Source organism: Roseibium sp. (genome assembly GCF_051016195.1).
GTDB lineage: Bacteria > Pseudomonadota > Alphaproteobacteria > Rhizobiales > Stappiaceae > Roseibium.
The window spans coordinates 5,610,467-5,628,600 of the sequence record NZ_CP134616.1 but is presented as its reverse complement, the minus strand read 5'-3'; the positions used below and the strand labels follow the sequence as shown (position 1 = coordinate 5,628,600).

General features: G+C 55.1%; 14 protein-coding genes and 1 pseudogene. 6 read left to right on the top strand and 9 right to left on the bottom strand.

Annotated features, from left to right (window positions below; all coding sequences use genetic code 11):
- Positions 1-249: 249 nt before the first annotated feature.
- Positions 250-1,860 carry a VPLPA-CTERM-specific exosortase XrtD gene (gene xrtD / locus RDA78_RS25585; protein ID WP_434052576.1) on the top strand — a complete coding sequence of 537 codons (1,611 nt, stop codon included), beginning with the start codon at positions 250-252 and terminating at the stop codon, positions 1,858-1,860.
- 497 nt (positions 1,861-2,357) lie between these two features.
- Here the strand turns inward: xrtD and RDA78_RS25580 are convergent, their stop codons facing one another.
- The 8 genes and pseudogenes from RDA78_RS25580 to RDA78_RS25545 all read right to left on the bottom strand — a co-directional run bounded on the left by RDA78_RS25580 (position 2,358) and on the right by RDA78_RS25545 (position 11,917).
- Positions 2,358-3,272, bottom strand: a complete 915-nt coding sequence (locus RDA78_RS25580) for an ExeA family protein (RefSeq protein ID WP_434052575.1) — start codon at positions 3,270-3,272, stop codon at positions 2,358-2,360.
- A gap of 310 nt (positions 3,273-3,582) precedes the next feature.
- Positions 3,583-4,287 (bottom strand): VPLPA-CTERM sorting domain-containing protein, encoded by a 705-nt coding sequence (locus RDA78_RS25575; protein ID WP_434052574.1) that lies wholly within the window; start codon positions 4,285-4,287, stop codon positions 3,583-3,585.
- A gap of 289 nt (positions 4,288-4,576) precedes the next feature.
- Positions 4,577-5,422 carry a CpsD/CapB family tyrosine-protein kinase gene (locus RDA78_RS25570; RefSeq protein WP_434052573.1) on the bottom strand — a complete coding sequence of 282 codons (846 nt, stop codon included), beginning with the start codon at positions 5,420-5,422 and terminating at the stop codon, positions 4,577-4,579.
- Between the two features lie 29 nt (positions 5,423-5,451).
- Positions 5,452-7,005, bottom strand: coding sequence for a GumC family protein (locus tag RDA78_RS25565; protein ID WP_434052572.1), 1,554 nt, complete (start codon positions 7,003-7,005; stop codon positions 5,452-5,454).
- Between the two features lie 49 nt (positions 7,006-7,054).
- Positions 7,055-9,172, bottom strand: a complete 2,118-nt coding sequence (locus RDA78_RS25560; RefSeq protein WP_434056210.1) for a tetratricopeptide repeat protein — start codon at positions 9,170-9,172, stop codon at positions 7,055-7,057.
- 99 nt (positions 9,173-9,271) lie between these two features.
- A pseudogene (locus RDA78_RS25555) lies at positions 9,272-9,499 on the bottom strand (hypothetical protein); the annotation flags it as partial.
- Between the two features lie 253 nt (positions 9,500-9,752).
- Positions 9,753-10,286: a VPLPA-CTERM sorting domain-containing protein gene (locus tag RDA78_RS25550; RefSeq protein WP_434052571.1), complete on the bottom strand. Its 534-nt coding sequence runs from the start codon at positions 10,284-10,286 to the stop codon at positions 9,753-9,755.
- Between the two features lie 977 nt (positions 10,287-11,263).
- Positions 11,264-11,917, bottom strand: a complete 654-nt coding sequence (locus tag RDA78_RS25545; RefSeq protein ID WP_434052570.1) for an NADPH-dependent FMN reductase — start codon at positions 11,915-11,917, stop codon at positions 11,264-11,266.
- Positions 11,918-12,338: 421 nt separating this feature from the next.
- Between RDA78_RS25545 and RDA78_RS25540 the strand changes: the two genes are divergently transcribed.
- The 5 genes from RDA78_RS25540 (at position 12,339) to RDA78_RS25520 (ending at position 17,453) form a co-directional block, all read left to right on the top strand.
- Positions 12,339-13,592, top strand: a complete 1,254-nt coding sequence (locus tag RDA78_RS25540) for an ABC transporter substrate-binding protein (RefSeq protein ID WP_434052569.1) — start codon at positions 12,339-12,341, stop codon at positions 13,590-13,592.
- 67 nt (positions 13,593-13,659) lie between these two features.
- Positions 13,660-14,574, top strand: a complete 915-nt coding sequence (locus tag RDA78_RS25535; RefSeq protein ID WP_434052568.1) for a carbohydrate ABC transporter permease — start codon at positions 13,660-13,662, stop codon at positions 14,572-14,574.
- A 13-nt stretch (positions 14,575-14,587) separates the two neighbouring features.
- Entirely contained in the window at positions 14,588-15,427 is an 840-nt protein-coding gene (locus RDA78_RS25530) for a carbohydrate ABC transporter permease (protein WP_434052567.1), read from the top strand.
- Positions 15,424-16,458 (top strand): Gfo/Idh/MocA family protein, encoded by a 1,035-nt coding sequence (locus RDA78_RS25525; protein WP_434052566.1) that lies wholly within the window; start codon positions 15,424-15,426, stop codon positions 16,456-16,458. Before RDA78_RS25530 ends, RDA78_RS25525 begins: the two co-directional genes overlap by 4 nt.
- The gene (locus tag RDA78_RS25520) at positions 16,455-17,453 is read left to right on the top strand and encodes an ABC transporter ATP-binding protein (RefSeq protein WP_434052565.1); all 999 of its coding nucleotides are present in this window, start codon (positions 16,455-16,457) and stop codon (positions 17,451-17,453) included. The genes RDA78_RS25525 and RDA78_RS25520 overlap by 4 nt, the downstream gene beginning before the upstream one ends.
- 75 nt (positions 17,454-17,528) lie before the next feature.
- Here the strand turns inward: RDA78_RS25520 and RDA78_RS25515 are convergent, their stop codons facing one another.
- Positions 17,529-18,128 (bottom strand): RNA polymerase sigma factor, encoded by a 600-nt coding sequence (locus RDA78_RS25515; protein ID WP_434056209.1) that lies wholly within the window; start codon positions 18,126-18,128, stop codon positions 17,529-17,531.
- Between the last annotated feature and the right edge of the window lie 6 nt (positions 18,129-18,134).

Sequence of the window (18,134 nt, the reverse complement as noted above, 5' to 3'; positions counted from 1 at the left end):
AAATGCAATATTCAAACATACCTGATATACGGCGAAGGCATTTGTCAGGTCAAACAGAGTCTGCCAAGTTTTAAATTCGAAACGAAATTAAGATTAATTCATCAAATCTTTTACTCAAATTTGAATGATCCTCGCATTGTCACCAATAATTTAGTTACAACTGGGCGCTGAATGTGGGACATATAGGCTACAGTTCAGTGCATTTGTTTTGAACGGCCAATTGTTAAGATTTTTTGGACGGAACTTTTCATGACTGTCGATATTCGTGAAAACGGTGGAGCCTTGCCGGGAGACTTTGGGTCGCTCTTCATGCGCGCAATTCCCTGGATTCTGGTTGCCTCCTTGGGCGCTGCAGCCTTTTATTGGGATGGTTTGATTTCACTTGGCGCCGCCTGGTCGCGGCCTGAATACAGCTACGGTCCTCTCGTTCCGCTCATAACCCTGTACATGACGCTGCTCGAAATCCATCGCCATCCGGTCAAGCCTGATCACGGCAGCCGGATTGTAGGGTTTGTGGTACTTGGTCTTGCGCTGCTGGTCGGTTTGCTCGGCAACCTCGTCGAGATCCCCGATATCATCACTTATGGGTTTATCCTCTACGTCGGAGCCCTGATCCTTATCCTCGCAGGTACGCGCGAAGGCTTCCGTTTCTGGCCGGGCTGGTTGCATCTGATTTTCATGCTGCCACTGCCACAGTTCATTTATCTCAGTGTCTCAACACACCTTCAGGCGGTCTCTGCGGAAATTGGAGTTGCCGTTATCCAGTTCATGGGTATCCCCGTGTTGCTCGATGGCACTGTTATCGATCTCGGCGAATACAAACTGCTTGTCGCGGAAGCCTGTAGCGGCCTGCGCTACCTCTTTCCGCTGTTCAGTTTCGGCTGGCTCATGGCCGTTCTCTACAATGGTCCCAACTGGCACAGAGTGATTATCTTTCTCGCGACGATACCGGTCACCATCCTGATGAACAGCTTCCGCGTGGGCATGATCGGCGTTCTGGTCAACTATTTCGGGATCGGCCATGCGGAAGGCTTCATTCACTATTTTGAAGGCTGGGTCATCTTCATATCGTGCACGGTGATCCTGTATCTGATCGCCTGGCTGCTCTCGCGTTTCTGCTCCTTTGGAAGGGAGCGCCCCAAATACATCATCGGAATGGACTATGAAGGCGTTCTTGGGCCGCTGCGCAAACTGCCGTCACTCAAGGCCGGAAAGTCGTTCGTTGCCGCTTCCATCATCGCCTTGGTCGCCGGTATAGCGTGGCAGATAACACCGACACCGGCTCCAGCCTCTATCGACCGCCTGCCGTTGGGCATTTTCCCGATGCAAGTCGATAACTGGCAGGGACGCGCAACGATCCTTGACCGAGAAATCGAGTATGTTCTCGGCGCCGACGAGTACCTGCTGGCGGACTACAAGTCCGGCAACGAGAATGTCAATCTGCTGATGACTTTCTATAAGTCGCAGACGCAAGGGTCGGGGATTCACTCGCCCGAGATCTGTCTTCCCGGTGGTGGCTGGGAGGTCTCCAAATGGGAGCAGAAGGCGATCACTGTCGGAAACGGCGACCAGACCAAGACGATCAACGTAAACCGTGCGATTATCCAACGCGGGCTCGAGCGCCAGCTGGTTTACTTCTGGTTCGAGCAGCGTGGCCGCCAGATCACAAATGACTTCGAAGCGAAATTTGTGTCCATGTGGGACACCTTCAATGACGGGCGGTCCGACGGCGGCCTTGTTCGTGTGGTCACGCCGATGAAACCGGGAGAGGCCGTTGATGTTGCCGATGAGCGCCTTCAGTCGTTCCTCGGGGGCATCGTGCCGCAATTGCCGACTTATTTCCCGGCGATCGAAGCCTGATATCTTACCAGCAAATTCACAGCGGCCCGCTGAAGCGGGCCGTTTTCTTTGATCCGGTTGTCCGGTTCAGAGGACACAGCCCCTGCCACAGTCCCAGCTACCCAGATTGAGCTGCTTGGTTTACATCAGTGGTGCACACTTGTCGCCCGATGCTCTAAGACGCGATGGGGCTCGGCATTTGGGACGCTGTCGACGGGGCCTCAAGCAAGCCGTTCAGGTTCACGTCATTCGATCCTGGGCGGGGCCGGGAGGGCACTGCATTCCAATCGACCCATTTTATCTGACGTGAAGGCACGAGGACCTGGTCACGCAACACGGTTTGCAGAGCTGGCAGGCGAAATCAAAGAAAATGCCCAACTATGTGATTTCCCAACTGCGCGAATTGCTGGATTGGCATTGCGGCAGGGGATTGTCGACTTCACGCATGCCCCGCCAAATTACTACGGCGCCGCGGCATAGGACCGTTCCATGGCCGTACAAATGCGCACGCTCTATGCCTATTGAGGCAGCGCCAGATCGGGTTGAACCGCAAACACGCCGAACCGGCGCTTGTCGTCGAGAACGCGCTTGACGATGTCAGGCGTTATTTCTTCGGCCTCCGTCGCGAAGCCGTAGAGCAGGGCGGTGTCGCACAAGGTATTGATCAGGCGAGGCGTTCCCTGCGTAGCATAGTAAATCAGGTCACAGGCGCCGTGCGTGAACAACGACCGTTTTGCGCCGGCCACTTTGAGACGATGTGCGATATATCCAGCAACTTCCTGCTGCTCCAGGAACGAAAGGTGGAAGTCGGATGTGACCCGTTGAACAAACTGACGCAGGCTCGGCGCACCAAGCAGTGTTTTGAGTTCCGGCTGGCCACTCAGGACAATCTGAAGCAACTCGCGATTATGCGTGTTGATGTTGGAAAGCATCCTGAGTTCTTCCAAGGTTTCCGAACCGAGGTTTTGAGCTTCATCGACAATGAGAACGGTCCTGCGCCCTTGCTCATACTGTTCGATCAGGAAATCCCTGAACTGTTTGTAGAGTTTGACGTGGGAGTCACTATCGAAGTCCTGGTCAAAAGCCATCAGGACCCATTGCAGCAGTTCGCCACCACCACCGGTGTTCGACAACAGTCCGACGCAGATATCGCCCGGCAGCTTGCCCAGCAAATGCTGGATGAGGGTTGTTTTTCCGGCGCCAACCTCGCCAGTAATCACGGTAAAACCGGCATGGTTTACGATGCCGTATTCCAGCATTGCAAATGCCATGCTGTGGGGCCCGGCCCAGTAAATAAAACGTGGATCCGGGACAAGCGCGAATGGCTTCGTCAAGAGACCGTAATACGGCTCATACATCATCGACCCCGAGGTACGTGATTGTTCAAATTTGCTGTCTTGTTGCATCGTCCACCGCCGGTAAAATTGCAACACGCTCTAAACTAATTTACCCAACTTACCGTAATGTTTGGTTCTAAATTGGTAATTTTATCGTACACTTTCAAGATTTTAACCGGAATTTGGTAAAATCGTTAACATGTCCTTTTAACACGGCAACTCTTGGAGGCACCAGATAATCTTTTGTGCTTGAAGCTCAAATTTGGTTCATGTCGACGCGCAGAACCGCAGTGAACCGGTGTCACGCAGATGCCTTGCGACGGTCGTCAAGCGGCACAATTCAATGGTTTGCTCGGAAGCAGTTGATGGAGTGCTTGGACTTGTTTGAACGAGCACCCGCATCGCTTCAGATGTTTTTGCGTCGCCGCTGAGCCATGTAGAGCCCGGCCAGGCCACAGCCCAACAGGAGCCCGGCCGCCGGGAGCGGCACCGGCGTCACGCTCACAAGATTCTGGCTGTATTTATTGTTGTTGCGTCCATAGCCAAGCGACTCGTAATAATCGATATTGTACGACTGTGTTACTGAGCCACCAATATTTGCGAGAAATGCATTGGCAAAGTTGCGTGCTTCCGAGTTTGTCGTGGACTTGAAGCTTCCGTCCTTGACGTTGAAATCACCGTTTTGCTCATAAATGATTTCCCAGAGCGCAAGCTGAAACCCTGCTGACTGATTGTTGTTCTTGAGGTCCAGACCGGAATAACCGGTTTCGAACAGGCTCTTCACGTTGCCTTTTTGCGTCTCGCTGAATGTGAATGTATTCGAAAACGGGACGCTCGTGATCTGGTATAGGCCTTTGAGCGTGAGGTTGTGCGCAATGTCAACGCACCAGGCAACGATGTCCGTCGCGCCGTTGTTCAAACGAAATCCACCCGCAGTGACGCGTTGGTCGACCATGGGATCACCATTGTTGACAATCCTAAGTGATGCCCGGCCACCATCATCGAATACAGTATTTGGATTGGTTTTCGTGAGCGAAATTGGGCTGGCAATTGCAATGCTCACGCCACAAAAAAGGAAAGCAAGAGTAGAAAGTGACGCTTTGACGATCATTGATCCGCAACCTCTGACAAAAATAAAATTATTTCAAAATTTAACTAGTTACTGGATATCATTTTCTTAGCAAGACAACAAATTGTTTATGCATATGCAAATACGCTAACTCCAAACATGGTTACTTTGACGCGGAGAACGAATTGACGCGGCGCACCGAGCGCGCGATGCCAAATCAAATTCGGGGTGGCACGACGTCGTTTAGCGGCATCCCGAACATGCAGGCAGTGTCCGTGAGAGGGCACGATGTTTTGTTGAACTTCGACGTGAAAAGGTGGCGGGGCAAAAATCAGTAATAGTAGTCTTCGGTCTGCGCATCTTCGCACTTGTTCAGGACGATCCCGAGCAGCTTATCCAATTCACTGATTTGAATTTCGCACTCGTCGACTTCCTTCGTCGTCGTGGTGCCGGATGCAACCACAAGAAGTGACGTATCCACTCTCGGAAGAAAACCAAGAGCATCGTCGCTGCTTTTCATTGGCGGAAGATCGAAAAGGATAACCTCCGGAGACAGTTCCTTTTCAACAAAGTTGAACAAATCGAGCATTTTGGGTGATTGAAGCAATTCGGACGAGGCGGGGGTGTGCCCGCTGTTCAGCCCGAGAAACAGATTCGGGTCAGCCTGAACGAAACAGTCCCTCGGATCGTCGGCTCTCCCCAGGAGGAATTGGGCAATCGAGCGGTCGGGTTCAATATTGAGGGTCGGGGCAATGGATGGGCGTCTCAGATCCAGGTCTACGACCACAGTCTTGAGGCCAGGGTTCCGCGAAAGGCTGAACGCGAGGTTCAGTGTGACCATTGTCTTTCCGCAAGCAGGCGTCGGCGAGGTGATCGCGAGCGACTTCCATTTATTGTCGGCCATTGCCTGACGGACGCGGGTGCGCAACAAGTTGAACGCGATGTGGTTGGGATCATCCATGGATTTGGAGACGATCCGTTTACGCTCCAGGTGCTTCAGGTCAATATTGACTTGGCGCAGGGGCTTTTTCGCCGGGGTGTTTGAGCTTTCGTCGGTTTCGACTTTCCTAACAGGCAGGGGAAAGGCTTTTTCGGACCTGGGGGGCGCAATTGCCGGTTCCAGACCCTCACCGTCTGTAACACCTGCCTTTTTCAGCGCACTCTTAATGTGTTCCAAGCCGTTACTCCAATGCTATGTCAGTGCGCTCAGGGTTTCAGAAACCCGGGTAGAATTGGTTCTATCTTCAGCCAAACACGTTCCGCCAACAGATCAAGTGGCACGATATACAGATGCACGACGGCCATAACGGATACAATACCAAGCAGAACAAGGAAAAATGTTAACAGGCGCCGCGCAATTTTTCGAACGCGCTCCTGCCTCGTTGTAACGTAGGGAATAACTGCGATAGGACGAAGCTGCAGGCGCCGTTCCAGATCCCTGGCAGATCGGATGCTATTGTCCAGAAACTCTAGTAGCAGGACCAGTGCGGCTCCGACCATGACGGCTCCACCGCCTCCAGCGGCAACGATTTGCGTGCGATTTGGCGCGCTCGGATCTTCAGGAATCGTCGCCTGTTCCAGCACCTCGAAGCGTTCGGCTTGACGGTCCTGTTCGAGTCTCTCGCCGATCTGCGCGTCTGTCAGTTTAGCCTTTGTCTGATTGTATTCAGCGCGCAGGTTTTCGTATTCCCTGACCATTGCGGCCATGCGAAATTCAACTGCTGGTGTCCTTTGGATACCTTCTTGAAGATTGTCTACCCGGGTCTGTAGCTCTTCGCTCTGTAGCTCTAGCAACTTCAACCGGGCCTCCGGATCAGCAGATACGCCTTCTTGAGCCATTTGGGATTTGATCGACGCGATTTCAATTTCGGACAGGGCAATCTGTCGCTCAAGGTCGTCCATCGTTCTTTTCGAAACAAATCCTTTGCTGAATAGTGGCGTAAGTTGCTCTCGTCGATCCAGATACGATTTATAGGTTAACTCTCTGGACTCGAGCCGGAAGGCAAGCTGCTGCGTTCCGGGGTCGAGCAGGGCGTCGGCGCCATTGGGTCCTTGCACCGCGCGAAGTTGCTGGTCTATCAGGCTGAGCTCAAGCTTAGCCTGAGTAAGACTGGCACGCCGCTCCTCCAGAGTTTCCGGCAGGGTGCCCTCATTTTCCCTCTTGAAGGCCGCCATTCGTTCTTCCAGCTTTGTCAGCTCCTGTTCGAAGTTCTGTAGTTCCTGTACGAAGAAATCACTCGTCTCAGCGGCGCGGTTGATCCGGGTTTCAAGATTTTGCGCAAGAATGGAGTTCACGAGTTCATTCGTCACGCGCGCCGCAATCGTGGCATCGGTGTATTGGAACGCAACGTCGAAACCAATGATTTGGGTGTTTCGCCTCGATTGGGAAACGCCCAGTTGTTCAATTATGATGTCGTCGCGCATGGCGTCGACAATGTCTGTCGCGGGCGGGGCTGAGCCATCATTGTCGCGGTAAAGCGAAAACTTTTCGGCGATAGCAAGTAGATTTTTACGTGCAAGTAGCCTCTGTTCGATGACCTTCAGTCTTTCAGTCGAATTCGCCGTTACTGTCGTAGATGCGAGCTCATTCGGGATCCGCTGCGACTCAATCAGGATTGTTGCCTTCGCCTGAAAGGTTTGAGGTATCGAAAATGCAACGGCAATGGTTGCGACACTTATGAGCACCGCCGGTACAATGAAATACATGTATCGTCGTCGCACAATTGAGAAGACTGTACTCAGGTCAAAACTCTGTTCCATCGCACCTTACCATAATTGACGGGCCTAGCCGGTAACTGCGGAAAAACCACTAGTTGGTCTTTGTGTCCAATTGGTCTTCCTTCATGCTCTTTACCGTGGCGCGGGCCGTTTCCAGGTCACCGTCTGTCATGAAAGTTTTAAGATTTATTGCCTTCTCAAGCGCTTCTGTAGCAGCTTCCTTTTGATCCAGCGCTGCCAGCGCCATTCCGTAGTGGAACACAGCAAGACCCATGCCAGGAAGCCTCTGTGAGGCATTTCGAAGCAGCGGCAGCGCTGAAGAGTATTCTCCTCTAAGATAATATATCCAGCCGAGCGTATCCAGATACTGCGGTACTTCCGATGTGCGGAAACGCTGTGCAATTTCGAAAGCACGTTCCAGAGATGCGGGATCACCGCGGCGTTCTGAAAGAAGGCTGGCAAGGTCGTTCGCAACGATCGTGGATTCAGGATCGGCGGCAAACAGTATTTCATACTGTTCGATCGCCTCATCGAATCTTTCTGTCTGCTGAAGTACCGTTGTCAGCATCAGGCGAAGCGCCGTGTTGTTTTCGGCCTTCGAAAGCCCGACACGGATTGCGGCTTCGGCGTCATCCAGCCTGTTCGTTGCAGTGTAGAACTGCGCGAGCGATGTGTCTCCCAAAACACTGTCGGGGTTTTCGGCAGCCGTTTTGAAGGTTGCTTCCGCCTCGTCTACCTTGTTTTGCGACAAGTAGACCGATCCAAGGAGAATGCGCGCCAATGTGTTGTCCGGCGATTCCTCAAGCTCGGTCAACAGGTGCGAAATCGCGGTGTCCTGACGACCGGCCTGCACATAGGCACGGATCAGGTCAGGTAGAAGTGCCTGCTCGTCACCTGCGACAGTCGCCGAACTCTGCAGTAGAGCGATACTTTCTTCATGCCGGTCCAGACCTCCGAGGGCGGCTGCGGCGATCTTGTCAGCTGTTTCAGTATCTTCCGCATCGATCTCACGAAGCGTATCTGAAATTGCCTGGGCGCCAACCCAGTCGCGTCTTGCCAGCCGTTGCTGGGCAAGCAGGGTCAGGACCTCACGGTTCGACGGATTGCGCTCTCTGACGGACTCCAGAACGCGCTCTGCCTGCTCTCCTTTGCCGTGTCGAAGGAGGAACCGAACCATCGGCAGGCCGACTTCCGGCGAATTGTTGTCAAGAGCCAGGGCGCGAGCGTATTGTTCTTCGGCCAGAACTGAAGATCCGTCACGCTCATATGCGCTTGCGAGCAATGTTCTCAGCCGGGCATCTTCCGGGGCTTCATTGAGTGCGGCGAGAATGTCATCAACCGCGCCCGCATTGTCGTTTCGCGAGGTTTTGATGGTCGAGCGAAGACGCAGGGCATCCACATTTGCGGCATCGTCTTCCAGGATTTGATTGACCAGGGTTTCCGCCTGTTCGATATCCGCCGTTTGGCCGTACAACGTCGCCAGCATAATCCGGGCCTGATTTTTCTGACGTTGGTCGCTTGTTTCCGAGACGACCGTTTGGAGCAAATCGATGGCATCAGAGGCCTGGTTCGATCTGAATAGCAATTCACCAAGGGCAATACGCAGTGCGAAGGCATCGTCGCCCTCATCATTGCGAGCCTTGATGATGTTCTCAAGTTCTTGGCGTGCCGCTTGTTGGCCCTCTTGAGCAATCAGAAACGAAACGAGGGCTAGCTGGGCTTCGTCCTCTGTCGGCCTGTCCGCGGCAAACTGCCTTATGACGCGTCCTGCGTCATCCTTCCGTCCGTTTGCCAGATACCAGCGCACCCATGCCTGGCTAAACTGAGGTGTTTCTGGGAACCTTTCGACAAGCTCGCCGAAAAGCTTCTCGATCCCTTCCTCATCGTTGAGCGCTTCCAATACAGACAGTTTCAGGACTTGCAGTCCGACGTCTTTCGTAGCGCTTTCCGGAGCCTGGTTGAGATATGCGAGTGCACCGACCGGGTCGGCTGCAGCCATACGCGCCGAGGCAAGTACCACGACGGCGTCACTAAGCATCGGGTCAGCCTTGAATGCTTCCTGAGCGGTTTTTTCGGCGCCTTCGCGATCGCCTGTCTTAAGTTGGAGCGTTGCCTTGGCCACGAGCACCTTGGGGTCAGCGGGGGAGAGCCCGATCGCCTGTTCCAGGTAACTCTGCGCTTGCTCGACCTGGTTTGCGGTCAGCAGCATGTACGTTAGCTTCAGTCGTGAAGGCAGATGGGTCTCGTCCTGCTCGGCCACACCTGTGTAAACGCCAAACGCAGACTGGACTTCGCCCTGGCGTTCCTGCAACTCGCCGAATGCAAAAAGGGCGTCTATGTGCTCGGAGTCCAGTTTGATAGCATTGCGGAACTCGAGGCCGGCCTTTGCCAGCTCGCCTTCCTCAACAAGTTCAAGGCCCCGTTTGTAGTGCTCTTCAGCCCGTTCTTCTGATGAGCTGCACCCCGCGAGAAACAATACACTTATTGAAAGCACAACATAAGCGCCAGCCTGCTTAAACCGCGGCGACAGGTGCATCGCACAAACTCCTGCAAATTTCAAAAACCTTCTATCCCCAAAATAGGGGGATGTGCATTAAAGTTCGAGTAACCAATTTGTAAAATTTGAGTCAGGGTTAAAGATGAGAGAGGCTCGTAGACCCCGTTCCCTGACTGATCCTTAGACAAACAGAAAATGGGGGATCATTCAATACTCGAACGATCCCCCATTTGATTTTTACTTCCAAGCTCTCGAATCGGACTTAGCCCAGGCTCGAGATAGCTGTCTAAGGTCAGGCAGCGATTTTACGGCGGCGGGCAATCGCACCTGCACCGATCAAAGCACCACCGAGCAGAAGCACAGAGGCTGGAACCGGCACGGCAGTTGCAGCAGAAAAGACACCCAAGCCGGTGGAACCAATCTCGTTACTGGAGAACGAGAAGATACCCGAGGTGTTGTCATAGCCTGTCGCACTCAGCGTGCCCAGGGCGTCAAACGAGATCCCGTTAGATGCGCTTACTACGGAGCCGATGATTTGTTCTATAGTGAAGCTGAAACCGCCGGCCGACCAAACGACGCCAGGCAGCAGTCCGAAATCAACGTCGTTCAAAGTAGCCGTTTGACCGACAAGACCCGAGAAGGATCCAGAAGCGCCAAGCACGGTGCCATCGCCGATAAAGCTGATACCAGAAGTATCGGACGGATCATCGACAAAGCCAAAGATCGAAATCGTGCCGCCAATCGTTGCCGCATTGGCAGTGGCAATTACACCGAACATCGCAATGCACGCAACGGCCGCGATTCTCAGTGCTCGAAATATGTTCATCAATACATTCCCTTATATGCAATAAAATGGGCCCTACTGCACAGCAGCAGGCATCTAGCGCCGCATTATCAGTCCGTAAGACAATAAAATTTGAGCAAAGTCAATCAGAATTTTTTCAGAAATCTGAATGAGTTGGGTGGTGTGGTGCTTAATTCTCAAGCAGCGGTTGCCACTACGCCGTTTGAATAAAATCTACAGCCATCCGTTTCGAAACCCTCGTTGGGTTCTCTATATTCTCCAGCACCGGGAAGTCAGGAAAGCGGCCAATACGACCCGGATTTACGTGGCCGGATTGCATTGCAGCATGCTTCACGTTCCCGAAAACCGGCTCAGATTGCTGCGGGCTCACTTTTCGCGGTAGTCAAAGGGTCGGTTGTGCTCTCTCAATCGGAGCGACTTGTGCTGCAAGAAACGATTCGGGGGCGCGCTGCCCGTGCGCGTTTGCCGCAGAGCCGCCACCTGCCAGGACATCAAATTTATCGAAAGTAGGGAAATACCTGTGCTCGTCCTTCTTAGGGGAGGGGCCGGTCGGCGTGGCGCGCGCTTTGAAAACAGACAACGATGGTCATCGCCAACACTGTCAGCGGCCAAACTGCCGCGAATGCGACCGCAGCCAGCAGCCGAAGCGTCCCAGTTCGACGCGTCTCGGCGAGTTCCATCGCGCTCAGGGCGAAAAACACAAACGCAATCGTGCAGTAAACAAATAGTCCAAACCCAATCAATAAAAGCATTATCCGAAATCCCGTCAAAAAAGACGCGCAACGCCGATGCTCATGCATCCAATATGGTTAAAAGAATACTACGCTCGCGCAAAAATGGCAAAGGGGGCCGCACTTCGCTTTCGTGACCGGGTCCGTTGCAATTGACGAGAGATCGCGGTTCTTTCGAGGTTTTAGGGCGGAATGTAATCACCTATATACGCCGAACCTCCGTTTTGACCGGTACGCTCACGTTTGCGTGAGGTTGCTGAAACGCTATCAACCCGGCGCATTGCGTTGCGAAGGCGCCCTGGTAAACGCTGTCGGCGTATCGGCGCTGCCGTATGCACGTTGCCTGCCGGCAGCTTCCGCCCACCACAGAAGTTGCTTGATCGTCCGGTCGAAGTAACCGTCCCAGTGATCCGGTTCGACGCCATCAAGATAATCTCCCGAATCGTCGAAAACCTCTTGTGCCTTGGGAACGTGGATCATCGCAGAGACGGGAAGGCACCCCAGTTCGCCGAGATAGGTGCGCATGTTGACGGCGGCCCGGGCACCGCCCCATTGCCCGGCGGAGTAGGTGACGATCGCGCTTGGCTTGTAGGAATACAGCGAGCTGCCGAAGTGGTTCAGCAGATGCGCGAGTGCCGGGGACATGGAGTGATTGTATTCGGGGCTGACCATGACGTAGCCATCGGCGGCTGCGATCTGTTCTGCAAGAGCGTCCAGCGGGTCCGGCGCTTTCCCTCGCGGATAGGAAAAATGCGGTTTGAAAGGGCTCAGAAGTTCGACCTCAAGCGGGTCGACAAAGGTGTGAGGTGCGCCACTTGCTGCAAGCCGCTGCGCACAAGCCCTGGCAACTCGTTCCCCAAGCCGGGCAGGATGCGGCGGCGTGCTCTGTCTTTCAGAGCCGATGAAGACCAGGAATGTCATGTACGTCCACCAAATTGTTCTGTCATGCAAACCTTGGGTACGGAAAAATGAACGGGGTTCCGTGCCACGCGAGGTCTGCTTGCGGAAATTGAAGCGTTAACAACGTAATACCTTTGCAATGCCTTTGACAGGGATAAACTGTCGTGAAGCCCATGAAATGCAGGTTGAGGCCGCGCATTTGGTATAAATACGGCTGATTTCACTGTGGTAAAACTTAACGGTCGACAAATGGTATTAAATAGGTATTATATTTCCAATGGCTGACGGGATGGCCCTTCCCAGGCGCCGAATTCAAAACCCGCGCGCGGGCAGGCTTTCGCAGGAATTGCGCCGGAAAGGGCAGGGAGGTGTTTTTTGCTTTCTCCCGTCGGACTGGATCGAACAAGAAGAAACCAACGTCAAAAAAACAGGGAACAGCGCAATGACACGTAAGTTACTCTCCTTGGCCTTGATCGGGACGGCCCTTGCAACAAACGGCGCCTTTGCGGAAGACGTCACACTGACGATCGAAAGCTGGCGCAACGATGATCTGGCCCTCTGGCAGGAAAAGATCATCCCGGCGTTTGAAGCGGCCCATCCCGGTATCAAACTTGTATTCTCTCCGTATGCACCGACTGAGTATGATGCTGCAGTCAACGCAAAGCTGCTTGCGGGTTCTGCAGGTGACATAATCACTTGCCGTCCATTTGATCGTTCGCTTGCCTTATTCGATGCGGGCCATCTCGTCGACCTCGACGACATGGAAGCCATGAACAATTTCTCCGACGTAGCGAAAGCCGCCTGGCAGTCCGATGACGGGTCGGCCAGCTTCTGTGTTCCGATGGCGTCCGTGATCCACGGCTTCATTTACAACAAGGACGCTTTCAACGAACTCGGCGTGTCCGTGCCAGCCACGGAAGAAGAGTTCTTCGCCGTCCTGGAAAAGTTCAAGGAAGACGGCAACTACATCCCGATGGCAATGGGCACCAATGACCAGTGGGAAGCGGCCACGATGGGCTACAACAACATCGGCCCGAACTACTGGAAGGGTGAAGAGGGGCGCAACGCCCTCATCCGCGGCGAGCAGAAACTGACCGACGAACAATGGGTCGCTCCCTATGCCACGCTCGCGAAGTGGGGTCCTTATCTGGGTGACGGCTATGAAGCTCAGACCTATCCGGACAGCCAGAACCTGTTCACGCTCGGCCGCGCCGCGATCTACCCCGCAGGAAGCTGGGAAATTTCGGGGTTCAACAGCCAGGCCGATTTTGAAATGGGCGCGTTCAAGCCGCCGGTCCAAAACGCCGGGGACACCTGCTACATTTCCGATCACACCGATATCGGCATTGGCATGAATGCGGCGACCGAACATCCGGAAGCCGCGAAAACCTTCCTGGCCTGGGTTGCCTCGCCGGAATTTGCCTCGATTTTCGGCAATGCGCTGCCAGGCTTCTTCCCGCTGTCGAAATCCCCGGTTGAGCTGGAAGACCCGCTCGCCAAGGAATTTGTCGGCTGGCGTGACGAGTGCGAAAGCACGATCCGCTCGACCTACCAGATCCTGTCACGCGGCACGCCGAACCTGGAAAACGAGACCTGGGGGGCATCCGTTGCCGCCATCAAGGGCACCGAGACACCGGAAGCGCTCGGCCAAAAACTGCAGGACGGTCTGGCCAGCTGGTACGACAAGCACAAGTAAGCCGCTTCACTGAAAACCAATCCCGGACGGGAATGCCTCGTCCGGGAGGCCTTGACCGGAGCTTCGAATGAGCAAGCCGCGCTTTCGATGGCATATCGTCGTGTTCCTGGCCCCAGCGGTCCTCGTCTACACGGCGGTCATGATCTTCCCGCTTTTCAACACGTTGCGTCTCGCTCTTTACAGCAAGATCGAACAGGAGCGCGTGTTCGTCGGGTTGCAGAACTTCACGACGCTTTTCGGCGATCCCAGCTGGGCAGACCAGTTCTGGAACGCATTGGGCAACAATTTCTGGTTCTTTCTGATCCATATGCTGGTTCAGAACCCGATCGGTATCGCGCTGGCGGCCATGCTGTCTCATCCAAGGCTCCGTTTCGCTGCCTTCTACCGCTCCGCGATCTTCATCCCGACCATTCTGTCCTTCGTGATTGTCGGATTTGCGTGGAAACTGATTCTCTCGCCGATCTGGGGGATTGCGCCCTCGATGCTGGACGCCGTTGGTTTGAAATCGCTTTATGCGCCCTGGCTCGGCAAGGAAGAATATGCGCTGACGACCCTGTCGCTGATCTCTGTCTGGCAATTCATTGGCATTCCGATGATGCTCATCTACGCGGCGTTGCTTTCCATTCCGGAAGAAATTCTCGAGGCGGGCGAGATTGACGGAATTACCGGCATGTCCGCGTTCTGGAAGATCAAGCTTCCCCTGATCCTGCCGTCCATCGGAATCATTTCGATCCTGACCTTTGTCGGAAATTTCAACGCCTTCGACCTGATCTATGCGGCGCAGGGCGCCCTGGCCGGACCGGATTTTTCCACGGATATCCTCGGCACTTTCCTTTACCGGACCTTCTTCGGCTTCCAGCTGCAACTGGGCGATCCCTATATGGGCTCGGCGATCGCCAGCGCAATGTTCGGGATCATCCTGGTCGGCGTGTGCATCTATCTCTTCGGCATCCAGACCCGGATGCGCAGATACCAGCTTTAGGGGAAGGGGACCGATGAACAAGGCACGTTCCAACCCGATCAACACCACTGCGATGCATGGCGCGCTGATCCTCTACACGCTGATCGCGCTGTTTCCGGTGTTCGTGATCCTGATCAACAGCTTCAAGAACCGGAAGGCGATCTTCCGTGAACCGCTGAGCCTTCCCAACGCCGACAGCTTTTCCATGATCGGCTACCAGACCGTGATGAAGCAGGGAGACTTCTTCCTCTATTTCCAGAATTCCATGATCGTCACGGTCGTCTCGCTGTTTTTCATTCTGCTTTTCGGCGCCATGGCTGCCTTCGCACTCAGCGAGTACAGGTTTCGCGGCAATATGCTGATGGGCCTCTATCTTGCGCTCGGCATTATGATCCCGATCCGGATCGGAACCGTTGCGATCCTGGAGATGATGGTGGCGACCGGGCTGGTCAACACACTGACGGCACTCATTCTGGTCTACACCGCGCAGGGCCTCCCGCTTGCCGTATTTATCCTGTCCGAATTCATGCGTCAGGTCTCCGACGACCTGAAAAATGCCGGCCGGATCGACGGGCTCTCCGAGTACACGATCTTTTTTCGTCTTGTGCTGCCGCTGGTACGGCCGGCCATGGCAACGGTGGCCGTATTCAACATGATTCCGATCTGGAACGATCTCTGGTTCCCGCTCATTCTTGCGCCTGCAGAGGAAACCAAGACACTGACGCTCGGCAGCCAGGTCTTTATCGGCCAGTTCGTAACCAACTGGAACGCGGTTCTCTCCGCGCTCAGCATGGCAATCCTGCCGGTTCTCATTCTTTACGTGATCTTCTCGCGTCAGCTCATTCGCGGCATCACTTCAGGAGCGGTCAAATGATACGGGTCTTGATTGCAGGCCTCGGCAACATGGGACTTTCGCATGCATTGGCTCACCACCGGAATGCGGCTGCCGAAATTGTTGGGCTCGTCAACCGGTCGGGTGACGTCGATCATCCGGAACTGGCCGGCTATCCGGTTTTCACCGACTTTGACGAAGCGCTGGAAGATACGTCCCCCGATCTGGTGGTGATTGCCACCTATTCTGACAGCCATGCCGACTATGCAGTTGCAGCCATGCAGGCCGGCGCGCATGTATTTGTCGAAAAACCGCTCGCGACGACGGTTGAGGACGCGCGGCGCGTTGTCGAATGCGCACAGGAGACCCACAAGAAACTCGTTGTCGGTTACATCCTTCGCCATCATCCCTCATGGGTCCGGCTGATAGAGGAAGCGCGCGCGCTTGGCGGTCCCTACGTCTTCCGCATGAATCTCAACCAGCAGAGTTCGGGCGTGGAGTGGGAAACCCACAAGGCCCTGATGGAAACGACAGCACCGATCGTGGATTGCGGGGTGCACTATGTCGATGTCTGGTGCCAGATCACCGATGCCAGGCCTGTGAAAGTCAATGGTATGGGACTGCGGCTTTCCGATGAAATCGCGCCGGACATGTACAATTACGGCCAGTTCCAGGTGATCTTCGACGATGGCTCCGTCGGCTGGTACGAGGCCGGCTGGGGCCCGATGATGTCGGAGACCGCGTTTTTCGTGAAGGACGTCGTTTCTCCGGCCGGGTCGGTGTCGATCGTGGAAGGCAACAAGGGGGCGTCTGCGGATGTCGACGGCCACACCAAGGTCGGCGGCCTGCTGGTTCATCGCCCGGAGGGCGACAGGAGCATCGATCTTCCCGGCGAGCCCGGCCATCAGGAACTGTGCGACGCGGAGCAGGCTTACGTGTTGCGCGCCATTACCGAAAATCTGGATCTTTCCCGGCACATGCAGGACGCGGTCAGTTCACTGGCGATCTGCATCGCGGCCGACGAAAGCGTCCGCACGGGCCAACCCGTTTCATTGAAGGAGCCAACGTCATGACGGCGCTCACGCTCAAGAACGTCAACAAGTCCTTCGGATCCGTTCACGTCCTCAAGGATGTCAATCTGGACGTCGAGGATGGCGAATTCGTTGTCTTCGTCGGCCCATCCGGGTGCGGTAAGTCGACCCTGCTGCGCGTTATCGCCGGTCTTGAGGACGTCACGTCGGGCGACATTCATATCGGCGGTGAGCAGGTGAACTTCACACCGCCGTCGAAACGCGGAATTGCAATGGTGTTCCAGAGTTATGCGCTCTATCCGCACCTGAACGTTCGGGGCAACATGTCGCTTGCCCTGAAACAGGAGCGCCAGCCCAAGGACGTGATCGATCAACGCATCGCGGAAGCAACCCGCATGCTCAATCTGGAGGAATACCTCGACCGGTACCCGTCCGAACTCTCCGGCGGTCAGCGTCAGCGCGTCGCCATCGGGCGGGCTATCGTGCGCCATCCCAAACTGTTCTTGTTCGACGAGCCGCTGTCCAATCTCGATGCGGCACTGAGGATGAACACGCGCCTTGAAATCGCGAATCTGCACCGGCAACTCGAGGCGTCGATGATCTACGTGACCCATGACCAGTCCGAGGCGATGACCCTGGCGGACAAGATCGTGGTGCTGCGCGACGGGTACGTGGAACAGATCGGCAGCCCGATGGAGCTCTACAACAATCCGGCGAACAAGTTCGTTGCCGGCTTTCTCGGCTCGCCGGCCATGAACTTCCTGCCCGCAGGTCTCCTGAGCGAGGGCGACGAGCGCACGCTCGGCGTGCGCCCGGAAGACCTGTTTCTGTCGGAAGGCTCCGGGCTCCAGGCGCGGGTCGAACATGTCGAGCACCTTGGCGGCGACACCAACGTGATCGCGATGGTCAAGGGACACCAGGTCACCGCGCGGTTGTTCGGCCAGCACGCCATCGAGCCGGGCAGGGAACTGGACCTGGCGATTTCAGAGGGAAAGTCTTATTACTTCGACGCGTCCGGAGACCGTTTGAGCGCGTAAGGCACGGAACCCACCGCCTGCGGCGGGGGCCTGCGCCGGTGCGAGGCAGACCGCAGCCAGGCCAGGCAGGTCACATCAGGCTGCGCAACGCAGCGGCGCCGGCGCCGGATCTTCGCGCAGGAGATGGCGCAGCTGTTGTTTGGCTCGCATGATGCGCGTCTTGACGGTTCCCACCGGGCAGCCAAGCATCTCCGCGATTTCTGCATGAAGGTATCCCTGAAAGTAGGTGAGTTCTATGACCGCCCGCAATTCCGGCTTCAAGCGGTCGAGTGCCTTGAAGATGTCCCGCCTTTCGATTGCATGGGCAGCGAGGTCCTGTTTGTCGCTGAGCGAACATGTGTCGATATCGAGATCCAGCTGCCGCCGGGCAAGCTTTTGCCGCTTTTTCTTTGCGATGCGGTAGGCGATGGCGAACATCCATGTCGAGACTTTTGAGCGCCTCTGAAAGCGTGCTGAAGATCGCCAGATCACGAGGAATGTATCGTTGGCCACTTCTTCTGCCGCCGCGTGGTCGCCTGTGACCCAGTGCGCGAAGGACGTCAGTTTCATGAAGTGTCTTTGATGAATTGTACTGAGTGCCTTTTCGTCACCCCTCGTCACAGCTGCCAGAAGCTGAAAGTCATCCGGCGATGTGGTGCGCGGAAAGGCGTCATGCGAAGAACCGGTATTTCCCATCTCGGC